This window comes from Enterobacter ludwigii, assembly GCA_023023105.1.
In the GTDB taxonomy this organism is placed as follows: Bacteria; Pseudomonadota; Gammaproteobacteria; order Enterobacterales; family Enterobacteriaceae; genus Enterobacter; species Enterobacter adelaidei.
In genome coordinates this window covers 625120-644497 of sequence record CP083824.1, presented here as the reverse complement: position 1 = coordinate 644497, position 19378 = coordinate 625120, and the positions used below count along the sequence as shown (strand labels likewise).

19 protein-coding genes are annotated in these 19378 nt (G+C 58.4%); 17 read left to right on the top strand and 2 right to left on the bottom strand.

Going from position 1 to position 19378, the window contains the following annotated elements; translation table 11 throughout:
* Positions 1–58 precede the first annotated feature (58 nt).
* On the bottom strand, positions 59–874 hold the full coding sequence (locus tag LCD46_02985) for an AraC family transcriptional regulator (GenBank protein UOY71317.1): 816 nt from the start codon (positions 872–874) through the stop codon (positions 59–61).
* 308 nt (positions 875–1182) lie between these two features.
* Here LCD46_02985 and LCD46_02980 point away from each other — a divergent pair, with 308 nt between their 5' ends.
* The 4 genes from LCD46_02980 to LCD46_02965 are packed head-to-tail and all read left to right on the top strand — an operon-like array spanning position 1183 to position 4718.
* Positions 1183–2124: a 4-hydroxyproline epimerase gene (locus tag LCD46_02980; GenBank protein UOY71316.1), complete on the top strand. Its 942-nt coding sequence runs from the start codon at positions 1183–1185 to the stop codon at positions 2122–2124.
* Entirely contained in the window at positions 2121–3224 is a 1104-nt protein-coding gene (locus LCD46_02975) for an FAD-binding oxidoreductase (protein ID UOY71315.1), read from the top strand. The genes LCD46_02980 and LCD46_02975 overlap by 4 nt, the downstream gene beginning before the upstream one ends.
* A complete protein-coding gene (locus LCD46_02970; protein ID UOY71314.1) occupies positions 3221–3475 on the top strand; it encodes a (2Fe-2S)-binding protein in 255 nt (84 codons plus the stop codon). Before LCD46_02975 ends, LCD46_02970 begins: the two co-directional genes overlap by 4 nt.
* On the top strand, positions 3462–4718 hold the full coding sequence (locus LCD46_02965) for an NAD(P)/FAD-dependent oxidoreductase (protein UOY71313.1): 1257 nt from the start codon (positions 3462–3464) through the stop codon (positions 4716–4718). Before LCD46_02970 ends, LCD46_02965 begins: the two co-directional genes overlap by 14 nt.
* A gap of 1 nt (position 4719) precedes the next feature.
* On the opposite strand, the gene hpaR is transcribed toward LCD46_02965, so the two are convergent.
* Complete coding sequence (hpaR, locus tag LCD46_02960) at positions 4720–5163, bottom strand: homoprotocatechuate degradation operon regulator HpaR (protein ID UOY71312.1); 444 nt, start codon at positions 5161–5163, stop codon at positions 4720–4722.
* 270 nt (positions 5164–5433) lie between these two features.
* Here hpaR and LCD46_02955 point away from each other — a divergent pair, with 270 nt between their 5' ends.
* The 13 genes from LCD46_02955 (at position 5434) to LCD46_02895 (ending at position 19371) form a co-directional block, all read left to right on the top strand.
* The gene (locus LCD46_02955; protein UOY71311.1) at positions 5434–6711 is read left to right on the top strand and encodes a 4-hydroxyphenylacetate degradation bifunctional isomerase/decarboxylase; all 1278 of its coding nucleotides are present in this window, start codon (positions 5434–5436) and stop codon (positions 6709–6711) included.
* Positions 6708–8174 carry a 5-carboxymethyl-2-hydroxymuconate semialdehyde dehydrogenase gene (gene hpaE / locus LCD46_02950; protein ID UOY71310.1) on the top strand — a complete coding sequence of 489 codons (1467 nt, stop codon included), beginning with the start codon at positions 6708–6710 and terminating at the stop codon, positions 8172–8174. The genes LCD46_02955 and hpaE overlap by 4 nt, the downstream gene beginning before the upstream one ends.
* A gap of 1 nt (position 8175) precedes the next feature.
* Entirely contained in the window at positions 8176–9027 is an 852-nt protein-coding gene (gene hpaD, locus LCD46_02945; protein ID UOY71309.1) for a 3,4-dihydroxyphenylacetate 2,3-dioxygenase, read from the top strand.
* Between the two features lie 9 nt (positions 9028–9036).
* A complete protein-coding gene (locus tag LCD46_02940) occupies positions 9037–9417 on the top strand; it encodes a 5-carboxymethyl-2-hydroxymuconate Delta-isomerase (protein UOY71308.1) in 381 nt (126 codons plus the stop codon).
* Positions 9418–9522: 105 nt separating this feature from the next.
* Positions 9523–10326, top strand: coding sequence for a 2-oxo-hepta-3-ene-1,7-dioic acid hydratase (hpaH, locus tag LCD46_02935; GenBank protein UOY71307.1), 804 nt, complete (start codon positions 9523–9525; stop codon positions 10324–10326).
* Between the two features lie 9 nt (positions 10327–10335).
* Positions 10336–11133, top strand: coding sequence for a 4-hydroxy-2-oxoheptanedioate aldolase (gene hpaI, locus LCD46_02930; GenBank protein UOY71306.1), 798 nt, complete (start codon positions 10336–10338; stop codon positions 11131–11133).
* Positions 11134–11154: 21 nt separating this feature from the next.
* A complete protein-coding gene (gene hpaX, locus LCD46_02925; protein UOY71305.1) occupies positions 11155–12501 on the top strand; it encodes a 4-hydroxyphenylacetate permease in 1347 nt (448 codons plus the stop codon).
* On the top strand, positions 12473–13405 hold the full coding sequence (gene hpaA / locus LCD46_02920) for a 4-hydroxyphenylacetate catabolism regulatory protein HpaA (GenBank protein UOY71304.1): 933 nt from the start codon (positions 12473–12475) through the stop codon (positions 13403–13405). Before hpaX ends, hpaA begins: the two co-directional genes overlap by 29 nt.
* 177 nt (positions 13406–13582) lie before the next feature.
* A complete protein-coding gene (gene hpaB / locus LCD46_02915) occupies positions 13583–15145 on the top strand; it encodes a 4-hydroxyphenylacetate 3-monooxygenase, oxygenase component (protein ID UOY71303.1) in 1563 nt (520 codons plus the stop codon).
* A gap of 17 nt (positions 15146–15162) precedes the next feature.
* Positions 15163–15672, top strand: a complete 510-nt coding sequence (locus LCD46_02910; GenBank protein ID UOY71302.1) for a 4-hydroxyphenylacetate 3-monooxygenase reductase subunit — start codon at positions 15163–15165, stop codon at positions 15670–15672.
* Between the two features lie 179 nt (positions 15673–15851).
* Positions 15852–16769: a WYL domain-containing protein gene (locus tag LCD46_02905; GenBank protein UOY71301.1), complete on the top strand. Its 918-nt coding sequence runs from the start codon at positions 15852–15854 to the stop codon at positions 16767–16769.
* 190 nt (positions 16770–16959) lie between these two features.
* A complete protein-coding gene (locus tag LCD46_02900; protein UOY71300.1) occupies positions 16960–19113 on the top strand; it encodes a carbon starvation protein A in 2154 nt (717 codons plus the stop codon).
* Positions 19114–19167: 54 nt separating this feature from the next.
* Positions 19168–19371: a YbdD/YjiX family protein gene (locus LCD46_02895; GenBank protein UOY71299.1), complete on the top strand. Its 204-nt coding sequence runs from the start codon at positions 19168–19170 to the stop codon at positions 19369–19371.
* Positions 19372–19378: the final 7 nt, after the last annotated feature.

Below are 19378 nucleotides of genomic sequence, written 5' to 3'. Positions count from 1 at the left end.
CCGACGGCTTGGTGGTTTTCCTCCTCTTTGATGACGAAATTAGCACAGTGCGTTTGTCTTACCCAGCCAGCGTGACGCGAAAATCACGCGGCGTAGAGCCGGTCATGGCCTTGAACTGGCGGCTAAAGGCGCTGTGATCGGTATAGCCACACTGCAGGGCAATATCGGTAATCGGCGTATCGCCCGCCAGCAGCTCGGTCGCTTTTTCCAGACGGACTTTGTGTATCATCTGACGCGGGGTGAGGTGGAAAATGCGCTTACAGTAGCGTTCAATTTGCGCCACCGACATACCGCTCAGCGCGGTCAGCTCCTCCATGGCGATCGGCCGGTGGTAATGCTTGCGGATATGATCGTCGACGATCGCCAGCCGCTGCCACGCCGGGTGTCGCGCCTGCGCTTCCTGGAGGTCATGTGAAATGCCCGCCATGCCGATCACCTGGCCCTGCGCATCCCGCAGCGCCAGTTTCTGGGTCAGACACCAGCCGCGCTCACGGCCGTTATAGAGATGCATCTCCAGCTGATCGCGCAGCGTCACCCCTTCGCGCAGCACCCGCATATCCTGCTCGGTATAGCCCTGCCCCAGCGCGGAAGGAAAAACATCGGCAGAGGTTTTCCCCAGCAGCGAAGCCACCGTCTTAAATCCGCAGCGACGCGCCAGGGTCATATTGACCATCAGATAGCGCGCCTGCACGTCTTTGACAAAAAACACCACATTAGGAATGGCGTTGAGCAGTGGCGCAATCAACGCCATCGCATGAAGCAAGGTCTGGATATTGTCCGGACGCTGGCGCGCCAGCCCTTCACAAATCTGACTCAGTTCAGCCACTTCCAGCGCTGGCGACGGTGCCAGCACATCATCAATCACACAGGACATCACGCTTCCTCCCGATCGGTGAGCTGGATCTTTATTAACTTTTCGTTAACTCATCAAGCGCCCTTACCGCGTTTTGCGATCCTGCCACAGGTTTATGATTTACCCTGTTTCATTCACTGGCACAGTCGCTACTTTTGGTTTACCACACCATCAACAGAATGATTAATAAGAAATAAATATGAATTTCACTTAAGAATGAAACCGGTCACTGTGCTGATTTCGTCATTTCTGGTGACGAAAGCGATCAAGCAGGAATCCCGGCCTTACGCCAGCATTTAGCAACAAGGTGTTAACTTTCCGGAGATCCCATGACAGCGCAGCACAGCGAACTGAGAGTAATTGACTCCCACACCGGCGGCGAACCGACCCGCCTGGTCATCGACGGTTTTCCGGATCTGGGCGCTGGAAACATGGCCGAGCGCCGGGACCGCTTCGCCCGCGACTACGACGACTGGCGGAAAGCCATCATTCTTGAGCCGCGCGGCAACGATGTCCTGGTCGGCGCTCTGCTCTGTGAACCGGTGTCGCCGAAGGCCACGGCGGGGGTCATCTTCTTCAACAACAGCGGTTTTCTGAACATGTGCGGTCACGGGACGATCGGGCTTGTCGCCTCGCTGGCCTGGCTTGGCCGCATTCAGCCCGGCAAACATCTGATTGAAACCCCGGTGGGTGATGTGACCGCCACGCTGCACGACGATGGCAGCGTTTCGGTAGAAAACGTCCCGGCGTATCGCTGGCGCAAACAGGTGCAGGTTGAAACCGCTCACGGTACGGTCACGGGGGATATCGCCTGGGGCGGAAACTGGTTCTTCCTCGTCAACGATCATCCTTTTGCAGTGACGCCGGACAAGATACCCCAGTTAACGGAGTATGCCTGGGCGATCCGGGAAGGGTTAGAACGTGCAGGTATTCGCGGTGAACATGACGGCATTATCGACCATATTGAGCTCTTCGCGGAGGATGACCGCGCGGACAGCCGCAGCTTTGTGCTCTGTCCGGGAAAAGCCTGGGATCGCTCACCCTGCGGCACCGGCACCAGCGCCAAGCTGGCCTGTCTGGCAGAAGACGGCAAACTCAGGCCGGGAGAAACCTGGCGACAGGCGAGCATCATCGGCAGCGAATTTACCGCCCATTTCGTGCCGCATGGCAACAAGATCATCCCGACGATCCGTGGTGAGGCATGGGTCTGCGGCGATAACCGGTTGATCCTCAATCCTGGCGATCCGTTCCGCTGGGGGATTACGTTGTGACCGACACCGACGTCATTGTCATTGGTGCCAGGATCGTCGGTGCCGCCTGTGCCTGGCAACTGGCAAAGCGCGGGCAGCGGGTCACGCTGATCGACGACGGTAACGCGGGCGCAACGGCAGCAGGGATGGGACATCTGGTGTGCATGGATGACGACCCCGCCGAGCTTACCCTTTCTGCCTGGTCTCTGGCACGCTGGCGGGAACTGACGCCCCGGATGCCGGAAAGCTGCGCCTGGCGCGGGTGTGGCACGCTGTGGCTGGCGGAAACGCCGCAGGAGCTTGAACTGGCAGAAGAAAAACAACGGCGGATGGCGCAACACCAGGTCGCCAGCGACATGCAGACCCGCGACCAGCTTGCCGCACGTGAACCCCTGCTCACCTCCCGGCTCAGCGGCGGGCTGTGGGTGCCCGGAGACGGGATTGTCTACGCGCCAAACGTCGCTCGCTGGTTAATTGATGATGCCGATGTCACGCATCTTCGCGATCGCGCCCTCGCAGTCGATGCCCCCTACGTCACCCTGCACAGCGGCAAACGCCTGCGCGCGCGCGCCATCGTCATCGCCTGCGGTCTGGGGGCCAACGCGCTGCTTGGCGAAAACTGGCTACGGGCGAAAAAAGGCCAACTGGCGATCACCGATCGCTACACCCCGTTGCTCAGCCACCAGCTGGTAGAGCTGGGATACGGTGCCAGCGCCCATGCGGGCGGCACCTCGGTGGCGTTTAACGTCCAGCCGCGTCCCACCGGGCAACTGCTGATTGGCTCTTCCCGCCAGTTCGATAATACCGACCGCGAGCTGGATTTACCGCTTCTGGCCACCATGCTGACACGCGCGCGCCATTTTCTCCCCTCTCTGGATAACCTCAATATCATTCGCTGCTGGAGCGGCTTTCGCGCCGCGTCGGCAGACGGCAACCCGCTCATCGGCCCGCATCCTGCACGGCCGGGTATCTGGCTGGCACTGGGGCACGAAGGGCTGGGTGTCACCACCGCCCCCGCAACCGCCGAACTGCTCTGCGCGCAGATCCTCGGCGAACGCTCACCCGTTTCACCGGATGCCTGGCTCCCCGCGCGGCTGCAAAAACAGGAGGCCATTGCATGACGACCCTGAAGCTGATTATCGAAGGCGAACCCTGCGACGTTCCTGCTGGCATCAGCATCGCAGCGGCGCTGGCACTCACGGGTAGCGGCGTGACGCGAAGTTCAGTCAGCGGTGAGCTGCGCGCACCCTTCTGCGGCATGGGCGTTTGCCAGGAGTGTCGCGTCACGGTGAATGGACGACGGGTGCTGGCCTGCCAGACGGAATGCCAGCCCGACATGGTGATTGAAAGGAGCCAACATGCGAACGTTTGAGTGCGAGATCCTTGTCCTCGGTGCCGGGCCAGCCGGGCTGTCGGCAGCACTGGCCGCTGCACGCTGTGGAAAGTCGGTGATGGTGCTTGACGACAACCCGCGCCCTGGGGGGCAAATCTGGCGTGATGGTCCGCAGGTTTCGCTGCCTCCGCGCGCCTTACGCCTGCGGCAGGCAGTGGCGGAACAGCCGGGCATTACGCTACTGAACGGCGCCCGGTTGATTGCCCGCCCTGAATCGCATTGCGTTGTTTTTGAAACCGCAGACAGTTGCGGCGAGATCCGCTGGCAGCGGTTAATTTTATGCTGCGGCGCACGGGAACTCTCCCTGCCGTTTCCTGGCTGGACGCTTCCCGGCGTAACGGGAGCCGGTGGGCTACAGGCACAGATTAAACATGGCCTGCCGCTCAACGGCGAGCGGGTCGTCATTGCCGGCAGCGGGCCACTGCTGCTGGCGGTCGCCGGTACGGTGAAACGCGCAGGCGGAAATATCGTCGCCATCATCGAACAGGCGCCGGTGAGCGCGCTGGCCCGGTTCGCGGCTGGGCTCTGGCGCTGGCCAGAAAAACTGCTCCAGCTCGGCGAGCTTTTTCCGGCTCACTATCGCCCGGGAAGCCAGGTCATCCACGCCCGGGGAGATGCGCATCTCCAGTCCGTGACCGTACGCCACGGCGGGAAAAATCAGGAGATAGCCTGTGACAGGCTGGCGATCGGCTACGGACTGGTGCCCAATCTCGAGCCGGGTCTTATCTTCGGCTGCACAACAGAAAATCAGGCGATCCGGGTCGATGCGTCTCAACGCACCAGCGTGGAGGATATCTATGCTGCGGGAGAATGCACCGGCTTTGGCGGCAGCGAGCTGGCGCTGGCCGAGGGGGAAATTGCGGGCTATATCGCGGCGGATAACCCCGGGAAGGCGGAAAAAGCCATCGCCGCCCGTACCCGCTGGCAGCGTTTTGCCCGGGCGCTCCATGCCACCTTCGCCTTACCGGAATCGCTAAAAGAGGTTGCCACTGCCGACACCCTGCTCTGTCGCTGCGAAGATGTGCGCTGCGGCGATGTGCAACATGCAGAGAGCTGGCAGGCGGCAAAGCTCGCCTCGCGCTGTGGCATGGGTGCCTGTCAGGGGAAAACCTGCGCCACCAGCGCCCGCTGGCTGTACGGCTGGCCGCTGCCGCACCCGCGCGAGCCGCTTTCCCCCGCGCGAATCGACACGCTGATCCACCTGGCAAAACCGGAGGGCTGAGTTACTCCTCTTCCCCGCGTTCGGCAATATGGCGATTGCCGAGCGCGATGAACTCTTCCAGTAGCGCCGTTAGCTGTTTCATTTTCTCCGGCGTGTATTCCGCTTCAATCTGCTGGTAGGCCTCTTCCACCTGCGCCTGGGCGTGTTCGTACAGCGCGTTCCCCTCTTTGGTCAGCGACACGTACAGCTTGCGCTGGTCGTTCACCGGCTTTAAGCGCAGCACCAGCCCGTCGCGCTCCATGCGCGTCAGAATACCCGTCAGGCTCGGGCGCAAAATACAGGTCCGAAATGCGAGGTCGTGGAAATCCATCGACGGATGTTCAGCCAGCACGCGCACAATCCGCCACTGCTGTTCGGTCAGGTTATGCCGCTTCACGATCGGGCGGAAGTAAGACATCGCCGCTTCCCGCGCCTGCAACAGCGCGATGGTTAATGAATCATGCATAGCCTCTCCCCACCAGTTATTAACAAGTAAACAATCACACAAAAGATGTTTTTATAAACAACTCGTTTTACGTCAAAAAGTCTAACAGAAACAACCCTATTTTATTAACTGCATGATAAATAAATATTTAATTATCTATATGTAAATTTATTGTTATTCATATCACAAATTTTTCACTTCTGATTGCGAAACGAACAGCAAAAGCATAAAACCAAATCATTAACATATTAACGAAATCACAACCCGGACTTTCAGGGTGAGGAGTAGTCAATGAAAGGTACTGTTTTTGCCGTCGCATTGAACCATCAAAGCCAGCGTGATGCATGGCGCGACGCGTTTGAAAAAGCCCCCTACACCACGCCGCCAAAAACGGCGGTGTGGTTTATCAAACCGCATAACACCGTGATCCGCGCAGGCGAGCCCATTCCGTTCCCAGAAGGTGAAACGGTGTTAAGCGGTGCGACGGTGGCACTGGTCGTGGGCAAAACTGCCAGCAAGGTGCGCGTGGAAGACGCGGCGGCATACATCGCGGGATATGCGTTAGCCAATGAAGTGAGCCTGCCGGAAGAGAGTTTCTACCGCCCGGCGATTAAGGCCAAATGCCGTGACGGTTTTTGTCCGCTGGGTGAGCTTGTCGCCGTTGATAACGTCGATAACCTGACCATCATCACCGAAATCAACGGTCGCGAAGCCGACCACTGGAACACGGCCGATTTGCAGCGCAACGCCGCCGAACTGCTCAGCGCCCTGAGCGAATTCGCCACCCTCAATCCCGGTGATGCCATTCTGCTCGGTACTCCGCATTCCCGCGTCTCCCTGCAGCCCGGCGATCGCGTGCGCATTCTGGCGAAAGGTTTTCCCCCGCTGGAAAACCCGGTGGTGAATGAACGCGACGTAGCCATCGCACACGGCCCGCACCCGCATGCCACGCTGTTTGCTCTGGGGCTGAACTACGCCGATCACGCCAGCGAACTGGACTTCAAACCGCCCACCGAGCCGCTGGTGTTTATCAAAGCCCCGAACACCTTTAACGGTGATAACCAGACGTCGGTACGCCCGGACAACGTTGAGTACATGCACTACGAGGCGGAGCTGGTGGTGGTCATCGGCAAAACCGCCCGCAAGGTGAGTGAAGCCGACGCGATGGACTACGTGGCGGGCTATACGGTGTGCAACGACTACGCCATCCGCGACTATCTCGAAAATTACTATCGCCCGAATCTGCGCGTCAAAAGCCGCGACGGGCTGACGCCGATTTCCCCCAACATCGTGCCGAAAGCGGCCATTCCCGACCCGCACAACCTGGCCCTTCGCACCTTTGTTAACGGCGAATTACGCCAGGAAGGCACCACGGCAGACCTGATCTTCAGCATCCCGTTCCTGATTGCGTACCTGAGCGAATTTATGACCCTGCAGCCGGGCGACATGATTGCCACCGGCACGCCGAAAGGGCTTTCCGACGTGGTGCCGGGTGACGAAGTGGTGGTGGAAGTAGAAGGCGTGGGCCGCCTGGTGAACCGAATTGTCAGTGAGGAGACGACAAAATGAAAAAGATAAACCATTGGATCAACGGTAAAAACGTGGCGGGAAGTGACTACTTCCGCACCACTAACCCGGCGTCTGGCGAGGTGCTGGCAGAAGTCGCTTCCGGCGGCGAAGCCGAAGTGAACCAGGCCGTAGCGGCGGCAAAAGAGGCATTCCCGAAATGGGCTAACCTGCCGATGAAAGAGCGCGCGCGCCTGATGCGTCGTCTGGGCGATCTGATCGACCAGAACGTCCCTGAGATCGCCGCCATGGAGACCGCCGACACCGGCCTGCCGATCCACCAGACTAAAAACGTGCTGATCCCACGCGCCTCGCACAACTTCGAGTTTTTCGCCGAGGTGTGCCAGCAGATGAACGGCAAGACCTACCCGGTTGACGACAAGATGCTCAACTACACCCTGGTGCAGCCGGTGGGCGTTTGTGCGCTGGTGTCGCCGTGGAACGTGCCGTTTATGACTGCCACCTGGAAGGTTGCGCCGTGCCTCGCGCTGGGCAATACCGCAGTGCTGAAGATGTCTGAGCTTTCCCCGCTGACCGCCGACCGTCTGGGCGAGCTGGCGCTGGAGGCGGGCATTCCGGCGGGCGTGCTGAACGTAGTGCAGGGCTACGGTGCAACGGCGGGCGATGCGCTGGTGCGTCATCGCGACGTGCGCGCCGTGTCATTCACCGGCGGTACGGCTACCGGGCGCAATATCATGAAAAACGCCGGGCTGAAGAAATACTCCATGGAGCTGGGCGGTAAATCCCCGGTGCTGATTTTTGAAGATGCCGATATCGAGCGCGCCCTGGATGCCGCCCTGTTCACCATTTTCTCTATCAACGGCGAGCGCTGCACCGCGGGCTCGCGCATCTTCATTCAGCAGAGCATCTACCCGGAATTCGTCAAACGCTTCGCGGAACGCGCCAACCGCCTGCGCGTGGGCGACCCGACCGATCCGAACACTCAGGTCGGCGCGCTGATCAGCCAGCAGCACTGGGAGAAAGTCTCCGGCTACATCCGTCTCGGTATTGAAGAAGGCGCGGCCCTGCTGGCCGGCGGGCCGGATAAACCGACCGATCTGCCTGCGCACCTGAGAGGCGGCAACTTCCTGCGCCCAACCGTGCTCGCGGACGTCGATAACCGTATGCGCGTGGCACAGGAGGAGATCTTCGGGCCGGTGGCGTGCCTGCTGCCGTTTAAAGACGAAGCGGAAGGCCTGCGTCTGGCCAACGACGTGGAGTACGGTCTGGCGTCGTACATCTGGACCCAGGACGTGAGCAAAGTGCTGCGCCTGGCGCGCAATATCGAAGCGGGCATGGTGTTTGTGAACACTCAGAACGTGCGCGACCTGCGCCAGCCGTTTGGCGGCGTGAAGGCCTCCGGCACCGGCCGCGAGGGCGGCGAGTACAGCTTCGAAGTGTTTGCGGAGATGAAGAACGTCTGCATCTCTATGGGCGACCATCCGATTCCAAAATGGGGAGTCTGATATGGGCACGTTAGCGTTAGCGGCAAAAATTACCCACGTTCCGTCGATGTACCTTTCTGAGCTGCCGGGGAAAAACCACGGCTGCCGTCAGTCGGCCATCGACGGACACAAAGAGATCAGCAAGCGCTGCCGCGAGCTGGGCGTCGATACCATTATTGTTTTCGACACCCACTGGCTGGTGAACAGCGCGTACCACATTAACTGTGCGGACCATTTTTCCGGCATCTACACCAGCAACGAGCTGCCGCACTTTATCCGCGACATGACCTACGACTACGACGGTAACCCGGCGCTCGGCCAGCTTATCGCCGACGAAGCGGTGAAGCTTGGCGTGCGCGCCAAAGCGCACAACATCCCGAGCCTGAAGCTGGAGTACGGCACGCTGGTGCCGATGCGCTACATGAACAGCGACAAGCACTTCAAAGTGATCTCCATTTCAGCGTTCTGCACCGTTCACGACTTCGCCGACAGCCGCAGGCTCGGCGAAGCCATCGTCAGCGCGATTGAGAAATACGACGGCACGGTCGCGGTACTGGCGAGCGGGTCGCTGTCGCACCGCTTTATTGACGACCAGCGCGCGGAAGAAGGGATGAACAGCTACACCCGCGAGTTCGACCGCCAGATGGACGAGCGCGTGGTGAAGCTGTGGCGCGAAGGCCAGTTCAAAGAGTTTTGCAGCATGCTGCCGGAGTACGCCGACTACTGCTATGGGGAAGGCAATATGCACGACACGGTGATGCTGCTGGGGATGCTCGGCTGGGACAATTACGACGGCAAGGTGGAGTTTCTCACCGAGCTGTTTGCCAGCTCCGGCACCGGCCAGGTCAACGCTGTTTTCCCACTGCCCGCTTAAGGAGCCACCATGCCGCATTTTATCGCTGAATGTACCGACAATATCCGCGAGCAGGCCGACCTGCCGGGACTGTTCGCCAAAGTGAACGAGGCGCTGGCCGCCACGGGCATTTTCCCGCTCGGGGGCATCCGCAGCCGCGCGCACTGGCTGGATACCTGGCAGATGGCCGACGGCAAACATGATTACGCCTTTGTACACATGACCTTGAAAATCGGTGCCGGGCGAAGCCTGGAGAGCCGTGAGGCCGTGGGTGAGATGCTGTTTGCGCTTATCAAAACGCATTTCGCGGATCTGATGGCGGCTCGCTATCTGGCGCTGTCGTTTGAGCTCGACGAGCTTCACCCGACGCTCAATTACAAACAAAACAACGTGCACGCGTTGTTTAAGTAGACATCTTTTCGCCCGGTGGCGCTTCGCTTACCGGGCCTACAACGGCTCGAACGTAGGCCGGGTAAGCGAAGCGCCACCCGGCAACAGCCGCACAAAGGATACGCCATGCTCGATAAACACACCCATACCCTGATCGCCCATCGTCTGCACCAGGCGGAGCAATCCCGCGAGCAGATCCGCCAGATCTCGCTGGACTACCCGACGATCACCATCGACGACGCCTACGCCGTGCAGCGCGAATGGGTCAGCCTGAAAATCGCCGAAGGCCGCGTGCTGAAAGGCCACAAGATCGGCCTGACCTCCAAAGCGATGCAGGCCAGCTCGCAGATCAGCGAACCGGATTACGGCGCGCTGCTGGACGACATGTTCTTCCACGACGGCAGCGACATCCCTGTCGATCGCTTTATCGTTCCGCGCATCGAAGTGGAGCTGGCCTTCGTGCTGGCCAAACCGCTGCGCGGCCCGAACTGCACGATCTTCGACGTCTACAACGCTACGGATTACGTGATCCCGGCGCTGGAACTGATCGACGCCCGCTGCCACAACATCGATCCCGACACCCAACGCCCGCGCAAAGTGTTCGACACCATCTCCGACAACGCCGCCAACGCTGGGGTGATCCTCGGTGGGCGCCCGATTAAACCCGACGAGCTGGATCTGCGCTGGATCTCCGCCCTGCTCTATCGCAACGGCGTGATCGAAGAGACCGGCGTCGCAGCAGGCGTGCTGAACCATCCGGCGAACGGCGTGGCGTGGCTGGCGAACAAACTGGCCCCGTACGACGTGCAGCTTGAACCGGGGCAAATCATCCTCGGCGGTTCGTTTACCCGCCCGGTGGCTGCCAGCAAGGGCGATACCTTCCATGTCGACTACGGCAACATGGGCTCCATCAGTTGCCGCTTCGTCTAGGAGACAACCATGCAAAACGCATTCAAAGCGGCGCTGAAATCCGGAACGCCGCAAATTGGGTTATGGCTGGGGCTGACCAGCAGCTACAGCGCCGAACTGCTGGCAGGCGCGGGCTTCGACTGGCTGCTGATCGACGGTGAACACGCACCAAACAATGTGCAAACCGTCTTAACGCAGCTACAGGCAATTGCGCCTTACGCCAGCCAGCCGGTCGTGCGCCCGTCGTGGAACGATCCCGTGCAGATCAAACAGCTGCTCGACGTGGGCGCGCAAACCCTGCTGGTACCGATGGTGCAAAACGCCGATGAAGCCCGGCTGGCGGTAAGCGCTACCCGTTATCCCCCTGCGGGTATTCGCGGTGTGGGCAGCGCGCTGGCCCGTGCGTCGCGCTGGAACCGTATCCCGGATTACCTGCAACAGGCGAACGATGCCATGTGCGTACTGGTGCAAATCGAAACCCGCGAGGCGCTAAAAAATCTGCCGCAGATCCTGGACGTGGAAGGGGTCGACGGGGTGTTTATCGGCCCGGCGGATCTCAGCGCCGACATGGGTTTTGCGGGTAATCCGCAGCACCCGGACGTACAGGCCGCTATCGAACAGGCCATTGCCCAGATACGCGACGCAGGTAAAGCGCCCGGCATCCTGATGGCGAATGAAGCGCTGGCAAAACGCTATCTCGAACTCGGCGCATTGTTTGTCGCCGTCGGCGTTGATACCACCCTGCTCGCCCGCAGCGCCGAAGCCCTGGCTGCAAGATTTATCGAAAAACCGGTTACGTCAGTTAATAACAATAAATCCGTCTACTAAACGTAAGATCTGGAGCGCACCATGACGACCTCTACCCTGCAAAATAATAAAGCTGTTGAACATCGCGTCATTAACAAACTGTTCCGTCGCTTGATCGTGTTTCTCTTTATCCTGTTTGTCTTCTCGTTTCTCGACCGCATTAACATTGGCTTTGCCGGGCTGACGATGGGCAAAGATCTGGGCTTGACCTCCACCATGTTTGGCCTGGCGGCAACGCTGTTTTACGTCACCTACGTGCTGTGTGGGATCCCGAGCAACATCATGCTGGCCAGGATCGGCGCACGCCGCTGGATCGCCGGGATCATGGTGGTGTGGGGTATTGCCTCGACCAGCACCATGTTCGCCACCAGCCCGCAGACGCTCTACGTCCTGCGTATGCTGGTGGGCATTGCCGAAGCCGGCTTCCTGCCGGGGATCCTGGTCTATCTCACCTGGTGGTTCCCGGCGTATCACCGTGCCCGCGCCAACGCGCTGTTTATGATTGCCATGCCGGTGACCATGATGCTCGGCTCGATCCTCTCCGGGTACATTCTGGCTATGGACGGGCTATGGAACCTGAAAGGCTGGCAGTGGCTGTTCCTGCTGGAAGGCCTGCCGTCCGTGGTGCTTGGCGTAGTGACCTGGTTCTTCCTTAACGACACGCCGGATCAGGCCACCTGGCTTGATGATGACGAAAAGCAGGCGCTCAAAACCATGATCGCCCGCGAACAGGAGCTTGCCGTTGCGCATTCCGCCACGCCGCGCTCGACGCTGCGTGAAGTATTGACCCCTGCGGTGCTGCTCTACACCCTGGCCTACTTCTGTCTGACCAACACGCTGAGTGCAATCAACATCTGGACGCCGCAGATCCTGCAAAGCTTTAACAGCCACAGCAGCAATATCGTGATCGGCCTGCTGGCGGCGATCCCGCAGTTTTGTACCATCCTCGGGATGATCTGGTGGAGCCGCCGCTCCGACAGGCTGAAAGAGCGAAAAAAGCACACCATCCTGCCGTATCTGTTCGCGGCGGCGGGATGGATGCTGGCCTCGGCGACGGATCACAGTCTGATCCAACTACTTGGCATCATCATGGCCTCAACCGGATCGTTTACCGCCATGGCGATATTCTGGACCACGCCGGATCAGGTTATTAGCCTGCAATCCCGCGCGGTGGCACTGGCGGTGATCAATGCCATCGGCAACGTGGGATCTGCCGTCAGCCCGCTGCTGATCGGCATTCTGCGTGATGCGACAGGAAGCTTCAGTTCAGGGCTGTGGTTTGTCGCCGGGCTGCTGGTGGTCGGTGCGCTGGTATTAACACGCATCCCGATGACGCACCGGGAGCAGCAGAGGAGCGGCCATGTGCCAGAGCCCCATCGCCAACATTGATATCAGCAAGGAGTACGACGAAAGTCTGGGCACCGACGATGTGCACTACCAGTCGTTCGCGCGCATGGCGGCCTTTTTTGGCCGCGACATGCAGGCGCATCGTCACGACCAGTATTTTCAGATGCACTTTCTTGATACCGGGCAGATTGAACTTCAGCTCGACGATCACCGCTATTCGGTGCAGGCGCCGCTTTTCGTCCTTACGCCACCGTCGGTGCCGCACGCGTTTATCACCGAATCTGACAGCGACGGGCATGTCCTGACCGTGCGCGAGGATCTGATCTGGCCGCTGCTGGAAGTGCTCTACCCCGGCACGCGTGAAACGTTCGGCCTGCCGGGGATCTGCTTGTCCCTGGCCGACAAACCGGATGAACTGGCGGCGCTGAAACACTACTGGCGGCTGATCGAACGCGAATCCACGGAACAGCTGCCCGGACGTGAACATACGCTGGCACTTTTGGCACAGGCGGTGTTCACCCTGCTGCTGCGCAACGCGAAGCTCGACGACCATGCTTCAGGCGGGATGCGCGGCGAGCTCAAACTTTTCCAGCGCTTTACGCAACTGATTGATGCGCACTACCACCAGCACTGGACGGTGCCGGAATATGCCAGCGAACTTCATCTCACCGAATCCCGTCTGACCGATATCTGCCGCCGCTTTGCCAACCGTCCGCCGAAGCGGCTGATCTTCGACCGCCAGCTGCGCGAAGCCAGGCGGTTGCTGCTCTTCTCCGACAGCGCGGTCAGTGAGATTGCCTGGCAGCTCGGGTTTAAAGATCCGGCCTATTTTGCCCGCTTTTTTAACCGTTTAGTGGGGTGCTCGCCGAGCAGCTATCGGGCGCAGAAAGTACCGGTGTCACCTGTTCCCCACCCCCCTGCCCTCTCCCAAAGGGAGAGGGAGTAACCGTCCCCTCTCCCTCTGGGAGAGGGTTAGGGTGAGGGAAATCACACTCTGCGATCTCTCGCGAAAAGTACCCGCCGTTGTCCCAATCGTCCCTTCACGTTCCTCCCCTCTCACGCTTCAATTAAACAACAAAAACAAAACATAAATTTAACAACCCTATTCCGATACGAGGTCCCTATGAAGCCAGAAGATTTCCGCGCTGATGCCAAACGCCCGTTAACCGGCGAAGAGTATTTAAAAAGCCTGCAGGACGGTCGTGAGATTTATATCTACGGCGAGCGCGTCAAAGACGTCACCACCCACCCGGCATTTCGTAATGCGGCAGCCTCCATCGCGCAGATGTACGATGCCCTGCACAAGCCGGACATGCAGGACACGCTGTGCTGGGGTACCGATACGGGCAGTGGCGGCTATACCCATAAGTTCTTCCGCGTGGCGAAAAGCGCCGACGACCTGCGCCAGCAGCGTGATGCCATCGCCGAGTGGTCGCGCCTGAGCTACGGCTGGATGGGGCGCACGCCGGATTACAAAGCGGCATTTGGTTGCGCGCTCGGCGCTAACCCGGCCTTCTACGGTCAGTTCGAACAGAACGCTCGCAACTGGTACACCCGCATTCAGGAAACCGGCCTGTACTTCAACCACGCGATCGTTAACCCCCCGATCGATCGCCATAAACCCGCCGATGAAGTGAAAGATGTCTACATCAAGATGGAGAAAGAGACCGACGCGGGAATTATCGTCAGCGGTGCGAAAGTGGTGGCCACCAACTCGGCGCTGACTCACTACAACATGATTGGCTTCGGCTCCGCGCAGGTGATGGGCGAAAACCCGGACTTCGCACTGATGTTCGTCGCCCCGATGGATGCCGAAGGCGTGAAGCTGATCTCCCGCGCCTCTTACGAGATGGTGGCAGGCGCAACAGGCTCCCCGTACGACTACCCGCTCTCCAGCCGCTTCGACGAGAACGACGCGATCCTGGTGATGGACAATGTGCTGATCCCGTGGGAAAACGTGCTGATCTACCGCGATTTCGACCGTTGCCGTCGCTGGACAATGGAAGGTGGCTTTGCCCGTATGTACCCGCTGCAGGCCTGCGTACGTCTGGCGGTGAAGCTCGACTTCATCACTGCCCTGCTGAAGAAATCCCTGGAGTGTACCGGTACCCTGGAGTTCCGCGGCGTGCAGGCAGATCTCGGCGAAGTGGTGGCCTGGCGCAACATGTTCTGGGCGCTGAGCGACTCCATGTGCTCTGAAGCCACGCCGTGGGTCAACGGTGCGTATCTGCCGGATCACGCCGCGCTGCAAACCTACCGCGTAATGGCGCCGATGGCCTACGCGAAGATCAAGAACATCATCGAACGTAACGTGACGTCCGGTCTGATCTACCTGCCGTCCAGTGCCCGGGATCTGAACAACCCGCAGATCGACCAGTATCTGGCGAAATACGTGCGCGGCTCCAACGGTATGGATCACGTCGAACGCATCAAGATTTTAAAACTGATGTGGGACGCCATCGGCAGCGAATTTGGCGGCCGTCACGAGCTGTACGAAATCAACTACTCCGGTAGCCAGGATGAGATCCGCCTGCAGTGTCTGCGTCAGGCGCAGAGCTCCGGCAACATGGACAAGATGATGGCAATGGTCGACCGCTGCATGTCCGAGTACGACCAACACGGCTGGACGGTGCCGCACCTGCACAACAACAGCGATATCAACATGCTGGATAAGCTGCTGAAATAACGCAGCGGGAGATGACAATGCAATCAGAACAACGTCTGCGTTTTCGCGATGCGATGGCCAGCCTGTCGGCCGCAGTGAATGTTATCACCACCGAGGGTGAAGCTGGTCGCTGCGGGATCACCGCCACCGCCGTCTGCTCGGTAACGGACACGCCACCATCGCTGATGGTGTGCATCAACGCCAATAGCGCCATGAACCCGGTATTTCAGGGCAACGGCAGGCTGTGCGTTAACGTGCTGAACCATGAGCAAGAGATAATGGCTCGCCACTTCGCCGGAATGACCGGTATGGCAATGGAGGACCGCTTTGCGCTCTCCTGCTGGCAGAACGGTGCGCTGGCACAACCGGTGCTGAAAGGCGCGCTGGCCAGCCTTGAGGGCGAGATAAGCCAGGTGCAAACCATCGGTACGCATCTTGTCTATCTCGTTGAAATTAAAAATATCATTCTGAGTGACGCGGAACATGGCCTGATCTACTTCAAACGCCGTTTTCACCCGGTCATGATGGAGACGGAAGCCGCAGTATAACCCCCTCTCGCGCTGGCCTTTTTTCCGGCCAGCGCCGCTTTCCACAAAAATTCCTAAGGTTTCCACTAAATCACGCCGTTATATAACCATAAGAGAAATTTTCTGTGCCTGAATACTGACATCTGTTGTCAGTGCCATCCGCATCATTCAGCGCATACACAAATATACAGGATGACCTTATGGCTAAAACGACGCGGAGCCGCTCGGCTGAACGTCTGGTCGATATTCTGGTTGAACTACATTTAAACGGTGTGGTAAACCGCAGTGCGCTAATGGAAAAATTTAAAATTACCGAGCGTACCGTCTACCGGGATTTAAATGCACTCTCTCCGATTGTTGAACATACCGGTAATGGGCTATATCGACTGATCCATTCTTCACAATCTCCCGGCGGACAAGGATTACATCACTCACTGGCTAACTTCCTGAATGCTGATAGCTTTTTCCCTGAAAGAAATACGGAATTCTGGCAGAAACTTGAAACACGCGTTGACGAAAACCATATTCTTATCCTTGGGAATGAAGCAGAACACACGGTACAACGCGATATTCGTCGTCATTTAGCGAAAATCGAGAAATCGATTAAGAACCATAATGTTTGCCAGATCGTTTATAAGAGTAAAACCCGTCTGATTAATCCCTATAAACTGATTAACAAAAAAAATATATGGTATTTACAAGCCACCGAGAATGGCAGACTGAAATCCTTCTCATTGAGTCAGATTAGCTGGCTTGATATTCATACGACCACCTTCACTCCTGAAGAGAATGCTCGCGAGCTGCTGGAAAAAAGCCTCGACCCCTGGGTGTCGGAAGATACTTTCGCAGTGAAAATATTTATTAAAAATAATATTTCACATTACTTCCTGCGCCGCGATCTCCTGCCGGAGCAAGAGTTGCTGGAGGAGCAACACGGCGGCGTCACGCTGCGCTGTCAGGCGGCACACGAAAATCAGATCTTGCCGCTGCTTTTCTACTGGCTGCCAGACATTCAGATCCTGGAGCCGAGCTGGCTTAAGGAGAAACTCATCCGAACACTGGAAAGCTACCTGGCAATGGAGAGCAGCGCGCATAACCAAGTGATCTCAATCACATAATTTCGACCGCTGGCGGCGAACCGGAACCACTCGCCGCCACCTTTGACCGCTTACCTGGCACTTTCAACCACTCATCCATTTACCCTCCTTTACACACGCGACGTTCTGGCAAGATCCCACCAGCATTAATCAACACCTCCTCACAACGAACCCTGACCCTTTTTTCTTTACATAAAAAACCAGGTCTATTATGGATACTAAAAAACTACTGAAGCACGTGCCCTGGGCCTTACTCGGGATCCTCGGCGCTTTTTGTCTGGCGGTTGTCGCATTACGCCGGGGCGAGCACGTAAGCGCCCTGTGGATCGTGGTCGCGTCTGTTTCCGTCTATCTTGTGGCTTATCGCTACTACAGCTTGTACATCGCGCAGAAGGTCATGAAGCTCGACCCGACGCGTGCCACTCCGGCGGTCATAAACAATGACGGCCTGAACTATGTGCCAACCAACCGCTACGTGCTGTTTGGTCACCACTTTGCCGCGATTGCGGGCGCGGGCCCGTTGGTCGGGCCGGTACTGGCCGCACAAATGGGCTACCTGCCAGGTACCCTGTGGCTGCTCGCAGGCGTTGTGCTGGCAGGTGCGGTACAGGACTTCATGGTGCTGTTTATCTCTTCTCGCCGTAACGGTGCCTCTCTGGGTGAGATGGTCAAAGAAGAGATGGGTCGCGTGCCGGGAACTATCGCCCTGTTTGGCTGCTTCCTGATTATGATCATCATCCTTGCGGTGCTGGCACTGATCGTGGTGAAAGCGCTGGCCGAAAGCCCGTGGGGTGTCTTCACCGTCTGCTCTACCGTGCCGATTGCACTGTTCATGGGTATCTACATGCGCTTCCTGCGTCCGGGACGCGTGGGCGAAGTGTCGGTGATTGGTATTGTGCTGCTGGTTGCGTCCATTTACTTCGGCGGCGTGATTGCACACGACCCGTACTGGGGCCCGGCACTGACCTTCAAAGACACCACTATCACCTTCGCACTGGTCGGTTACGCATTTATCTCCGCCCTGCTGCCGGTCTGGCTGATTCTGGCTCCGCGTGACTACCTGGCAACCTTCCTGAAAATCGGCGTTATTGTCGGTCTGGCGATCGGTATCCTGGTGATTAACCCGGATCTGAAAATGCCAGCCGTGACGCAGTACATCGACGGTACTGGCCCGCTGTGGAAAGGCGCACTGTTCCCGTTCCTGTTTATCACTATCGCTTGTGGTGCGGTCTCGGGCTTCCACGCGCTGATTGCGTCCGGTACTACACCGAAGCTGCTGGCGAACGAGAAAGACGCACGCCTGATCGGTTACGGCGCAATGCTGATGGAATCCTTCGTGGCGATCATGGCGCTGGTTGCCGCTTCCATCATCGAACCGGGTCTGTACTTCGCAATGAACACCCCACCAGCAGGTCTGGGCATTACCATGCCAAACCTGCATGAGATGGGTGGTGACAACGCGGCGCTGATTATGGCGCAGTTGAAAGACGCAAGCGCACATGCTGCAGCAACCGTCAGCTCCTGGGGCTTCGTGATTTCGCCTGAGCAGATCATGCAGACCGCGAAAGACATCGGCGAACCGTCCGTGCTGAACCGTGCAGGTGGTGCTCCAACGCTGGCTGTCGGTATCGCGCACGTGTTCCACAAAGTGCTGCCGTGGGCGGACATGGGCTTCTGGTACCACTTCGGTATTCTGTTTGAAGCCCTGTTCATCCTGACCGCGCTGGACGCCGGTACCCGTGCTGGCCGCTTCATGCTGCAGGATCTGCTGGGTAACTTCGTGCCATTCCTGAAGAAAACCGACTCTCTGGTTGCGGGCGTACTGGGCACGGCGGGTTGTGTTGGCCTGTGGGGTTACCTGCTGTATCAGGGCGTTGTCGACCCACTGGGCGGCGTGAAGAGCCTGTGGCCGCTGTTCGGTATCTCTAACCAGATGCTCGCAGCCGTTGCTCTGGTGCTCGGCACCGTTGTCCTCGTGAAGATGAAACGCACCAAATACATCTGGGTCACCGTGGTCCCTGCGCTGTGGCTGCTGCTCTGCACCACCTGGGCACTTGGCCTGAAACTGTTCAGTGCCAACCCGCAGCTGGAAGGCTTCTTCTTTATGGCTAACCAGTACAAAGAGAAGATTGCCGCAGGCGGCGCAGACCTGACTGCGCAGCAGATTGCCAACATGAACCATATCGTGGTGAACAACTACACCAACGCGGGTCTGAGTATTCTGTTCCTGGTGGTGGTGTACAGCATCATCTTCTACGGCATCAAAACCTGGCTGAAAGTGCGTAACGCCGAGGGTCGTACGGATAAAGAAACCCCGTATGTGCCGGTGCCGGAAGGCGGCGTGAAGACCTCTTCACACCATTAATGACGTCATATCCAGCCCCGCTTCGGCGGGGCTTTGTTCTTATCAGGACACGTTATGTTTGGTAACTTAGGCGAAGCAAAAAAATACCTCGGTCAGGCGGCGAAAATGCTGATTGGCATTCCGGACTATGACAACTACGTTGAGCATATGAAGACCAACCATCCGGATAAGCCGTACATGACCTACACCGAATTCTTCCGCGAGCGTCAGGAAGCGCGCTACGGCGGAAGTGGAGAAGGCGGCGTCCGCTGCTGCTAAAGGAGAC

Excerpts from the sequence above, each read along its gene's own strand:
- LCD46_02985 (UOY71317.1), bottom strand. The coding sequence starts at position 874 with ATGTCCTGTGTGATTGATGATGTGCTGGCACCGTCGCCAGCGCTGGAA.
- LCD46_02980 (UOY71316.1), top strand. The coding sequence starts at position 1,183 with ATGACAGCGCAGCACAGCGAACTGAGAGTAATTGACTCCCACACCGGC.
- LCD46_02970 (UOY71314.1), top strand. The coding sequence starts at position 3,221 with ATGACGACCCTGAAGCTGATTATCGAAGGCGAACCCTGCGACGTTCCT.
- LCD46_02965 (UOY71313.1), top strand. The coding sequence starts at position 3,462 with ATGCGAACGTTTGAGTGCGAGATCCTTGTCCTCGGTGCCGGGCCAGCC.
- hpaR (UOY71312.1), bottom strand. The coding sequence starts at position 5,163 with ATGCATGATTCATTAACCATCGCGCTGTTGCAGGCGCGGGAAGCGGCG.
- LCD46_02955 (UOY71311.1), top strand. The coding sequence starts at position 5,434 with ATGAAAGGTACTGTTTTTGCCGTCGCATTGAACCATCAAAGCCAGCGT.
- hpaE (UOY71310.1), top strand. The coding sequence starts at position 6,708 with ATGAAAAAGATAAACCATTGGATCAACGGTAAAAACGTGGCGGGAAGT.
- hpaD (UOY71309.1), top strand. The coding sequence starts at position 8,176 with ATGGGCACGTTAGCGTTAGCGGCAAAAATTACCCACGTTCCGTCGATG.
- LCD46_02940 (UOY71308.1), top strand. The coding sequence starts at position 9,037 with ATGCCGCATTTTATCGCTGAATGTACCGACAATATCCGCGAGCAGGCC.
- hpaH (UOY71307.1), top strand. The coding sequence starts at position 9,523 with ATGCTCGATAAACACACCCATACCCTGATCGCCCATCGTCTGCACCAG.
- hpaI (UOY71306.1), top strand. The coding sequence starts at position 10,336 with ATGCAAAACGCATTCAAAGCGGCGCTGAAATCCGGAACGCCGCAAATT.
- hpaX (UOY71305.1), top strand. The coding sequence starts at position 11,155 with ATGACGACCTCTACCCTGCAAAATAATAAAGCTGTTGAACATCGCGTC.
- hpaA (UOY71304.1), top strand. The coding sequence starts at position 12,473 with ATGTGCCAGAGCCCCATCGCCAACATTGATATCAGCAAGGAGTACGAC.
- hpaB (UOY71303.1), top strand. The coding sequence starts at position 13,583 with ATGAAGCCAGAAGATTTCCGCGCTGATGCCAAACGCCCGTTAACCGGC.
- LCD46_02910 (UOY71302.1), top strand. The coding sequence starts at position 15,163 with ATGCAATCAGAACAACGTCTGCGTTTTCGCGATGCGATGGCCAGCCTG.
- LCD46_02905 (UOY71301.1), top strand. The coding sequence starts at position 15,852 with ATGGCTAAAACGACGCGGAGCCGCTCGGCTGAACGTCTGGTCGATATT.
- LCD46_02900 (UOY71300.1), top strand. The coding sequence starts at position 16,960 with ATGGATACTAAAAAACTACTGAAGCACGTGCCCTGGGCCTTACTCGGG.
- LCD46_02895 (UOY71299.1), top strand. The coding sequence starts at position 19,168 with ATGTTTGGTAACTTAGGCGAAGCAAAAAAATACCTCGGTCAGGCGGCG.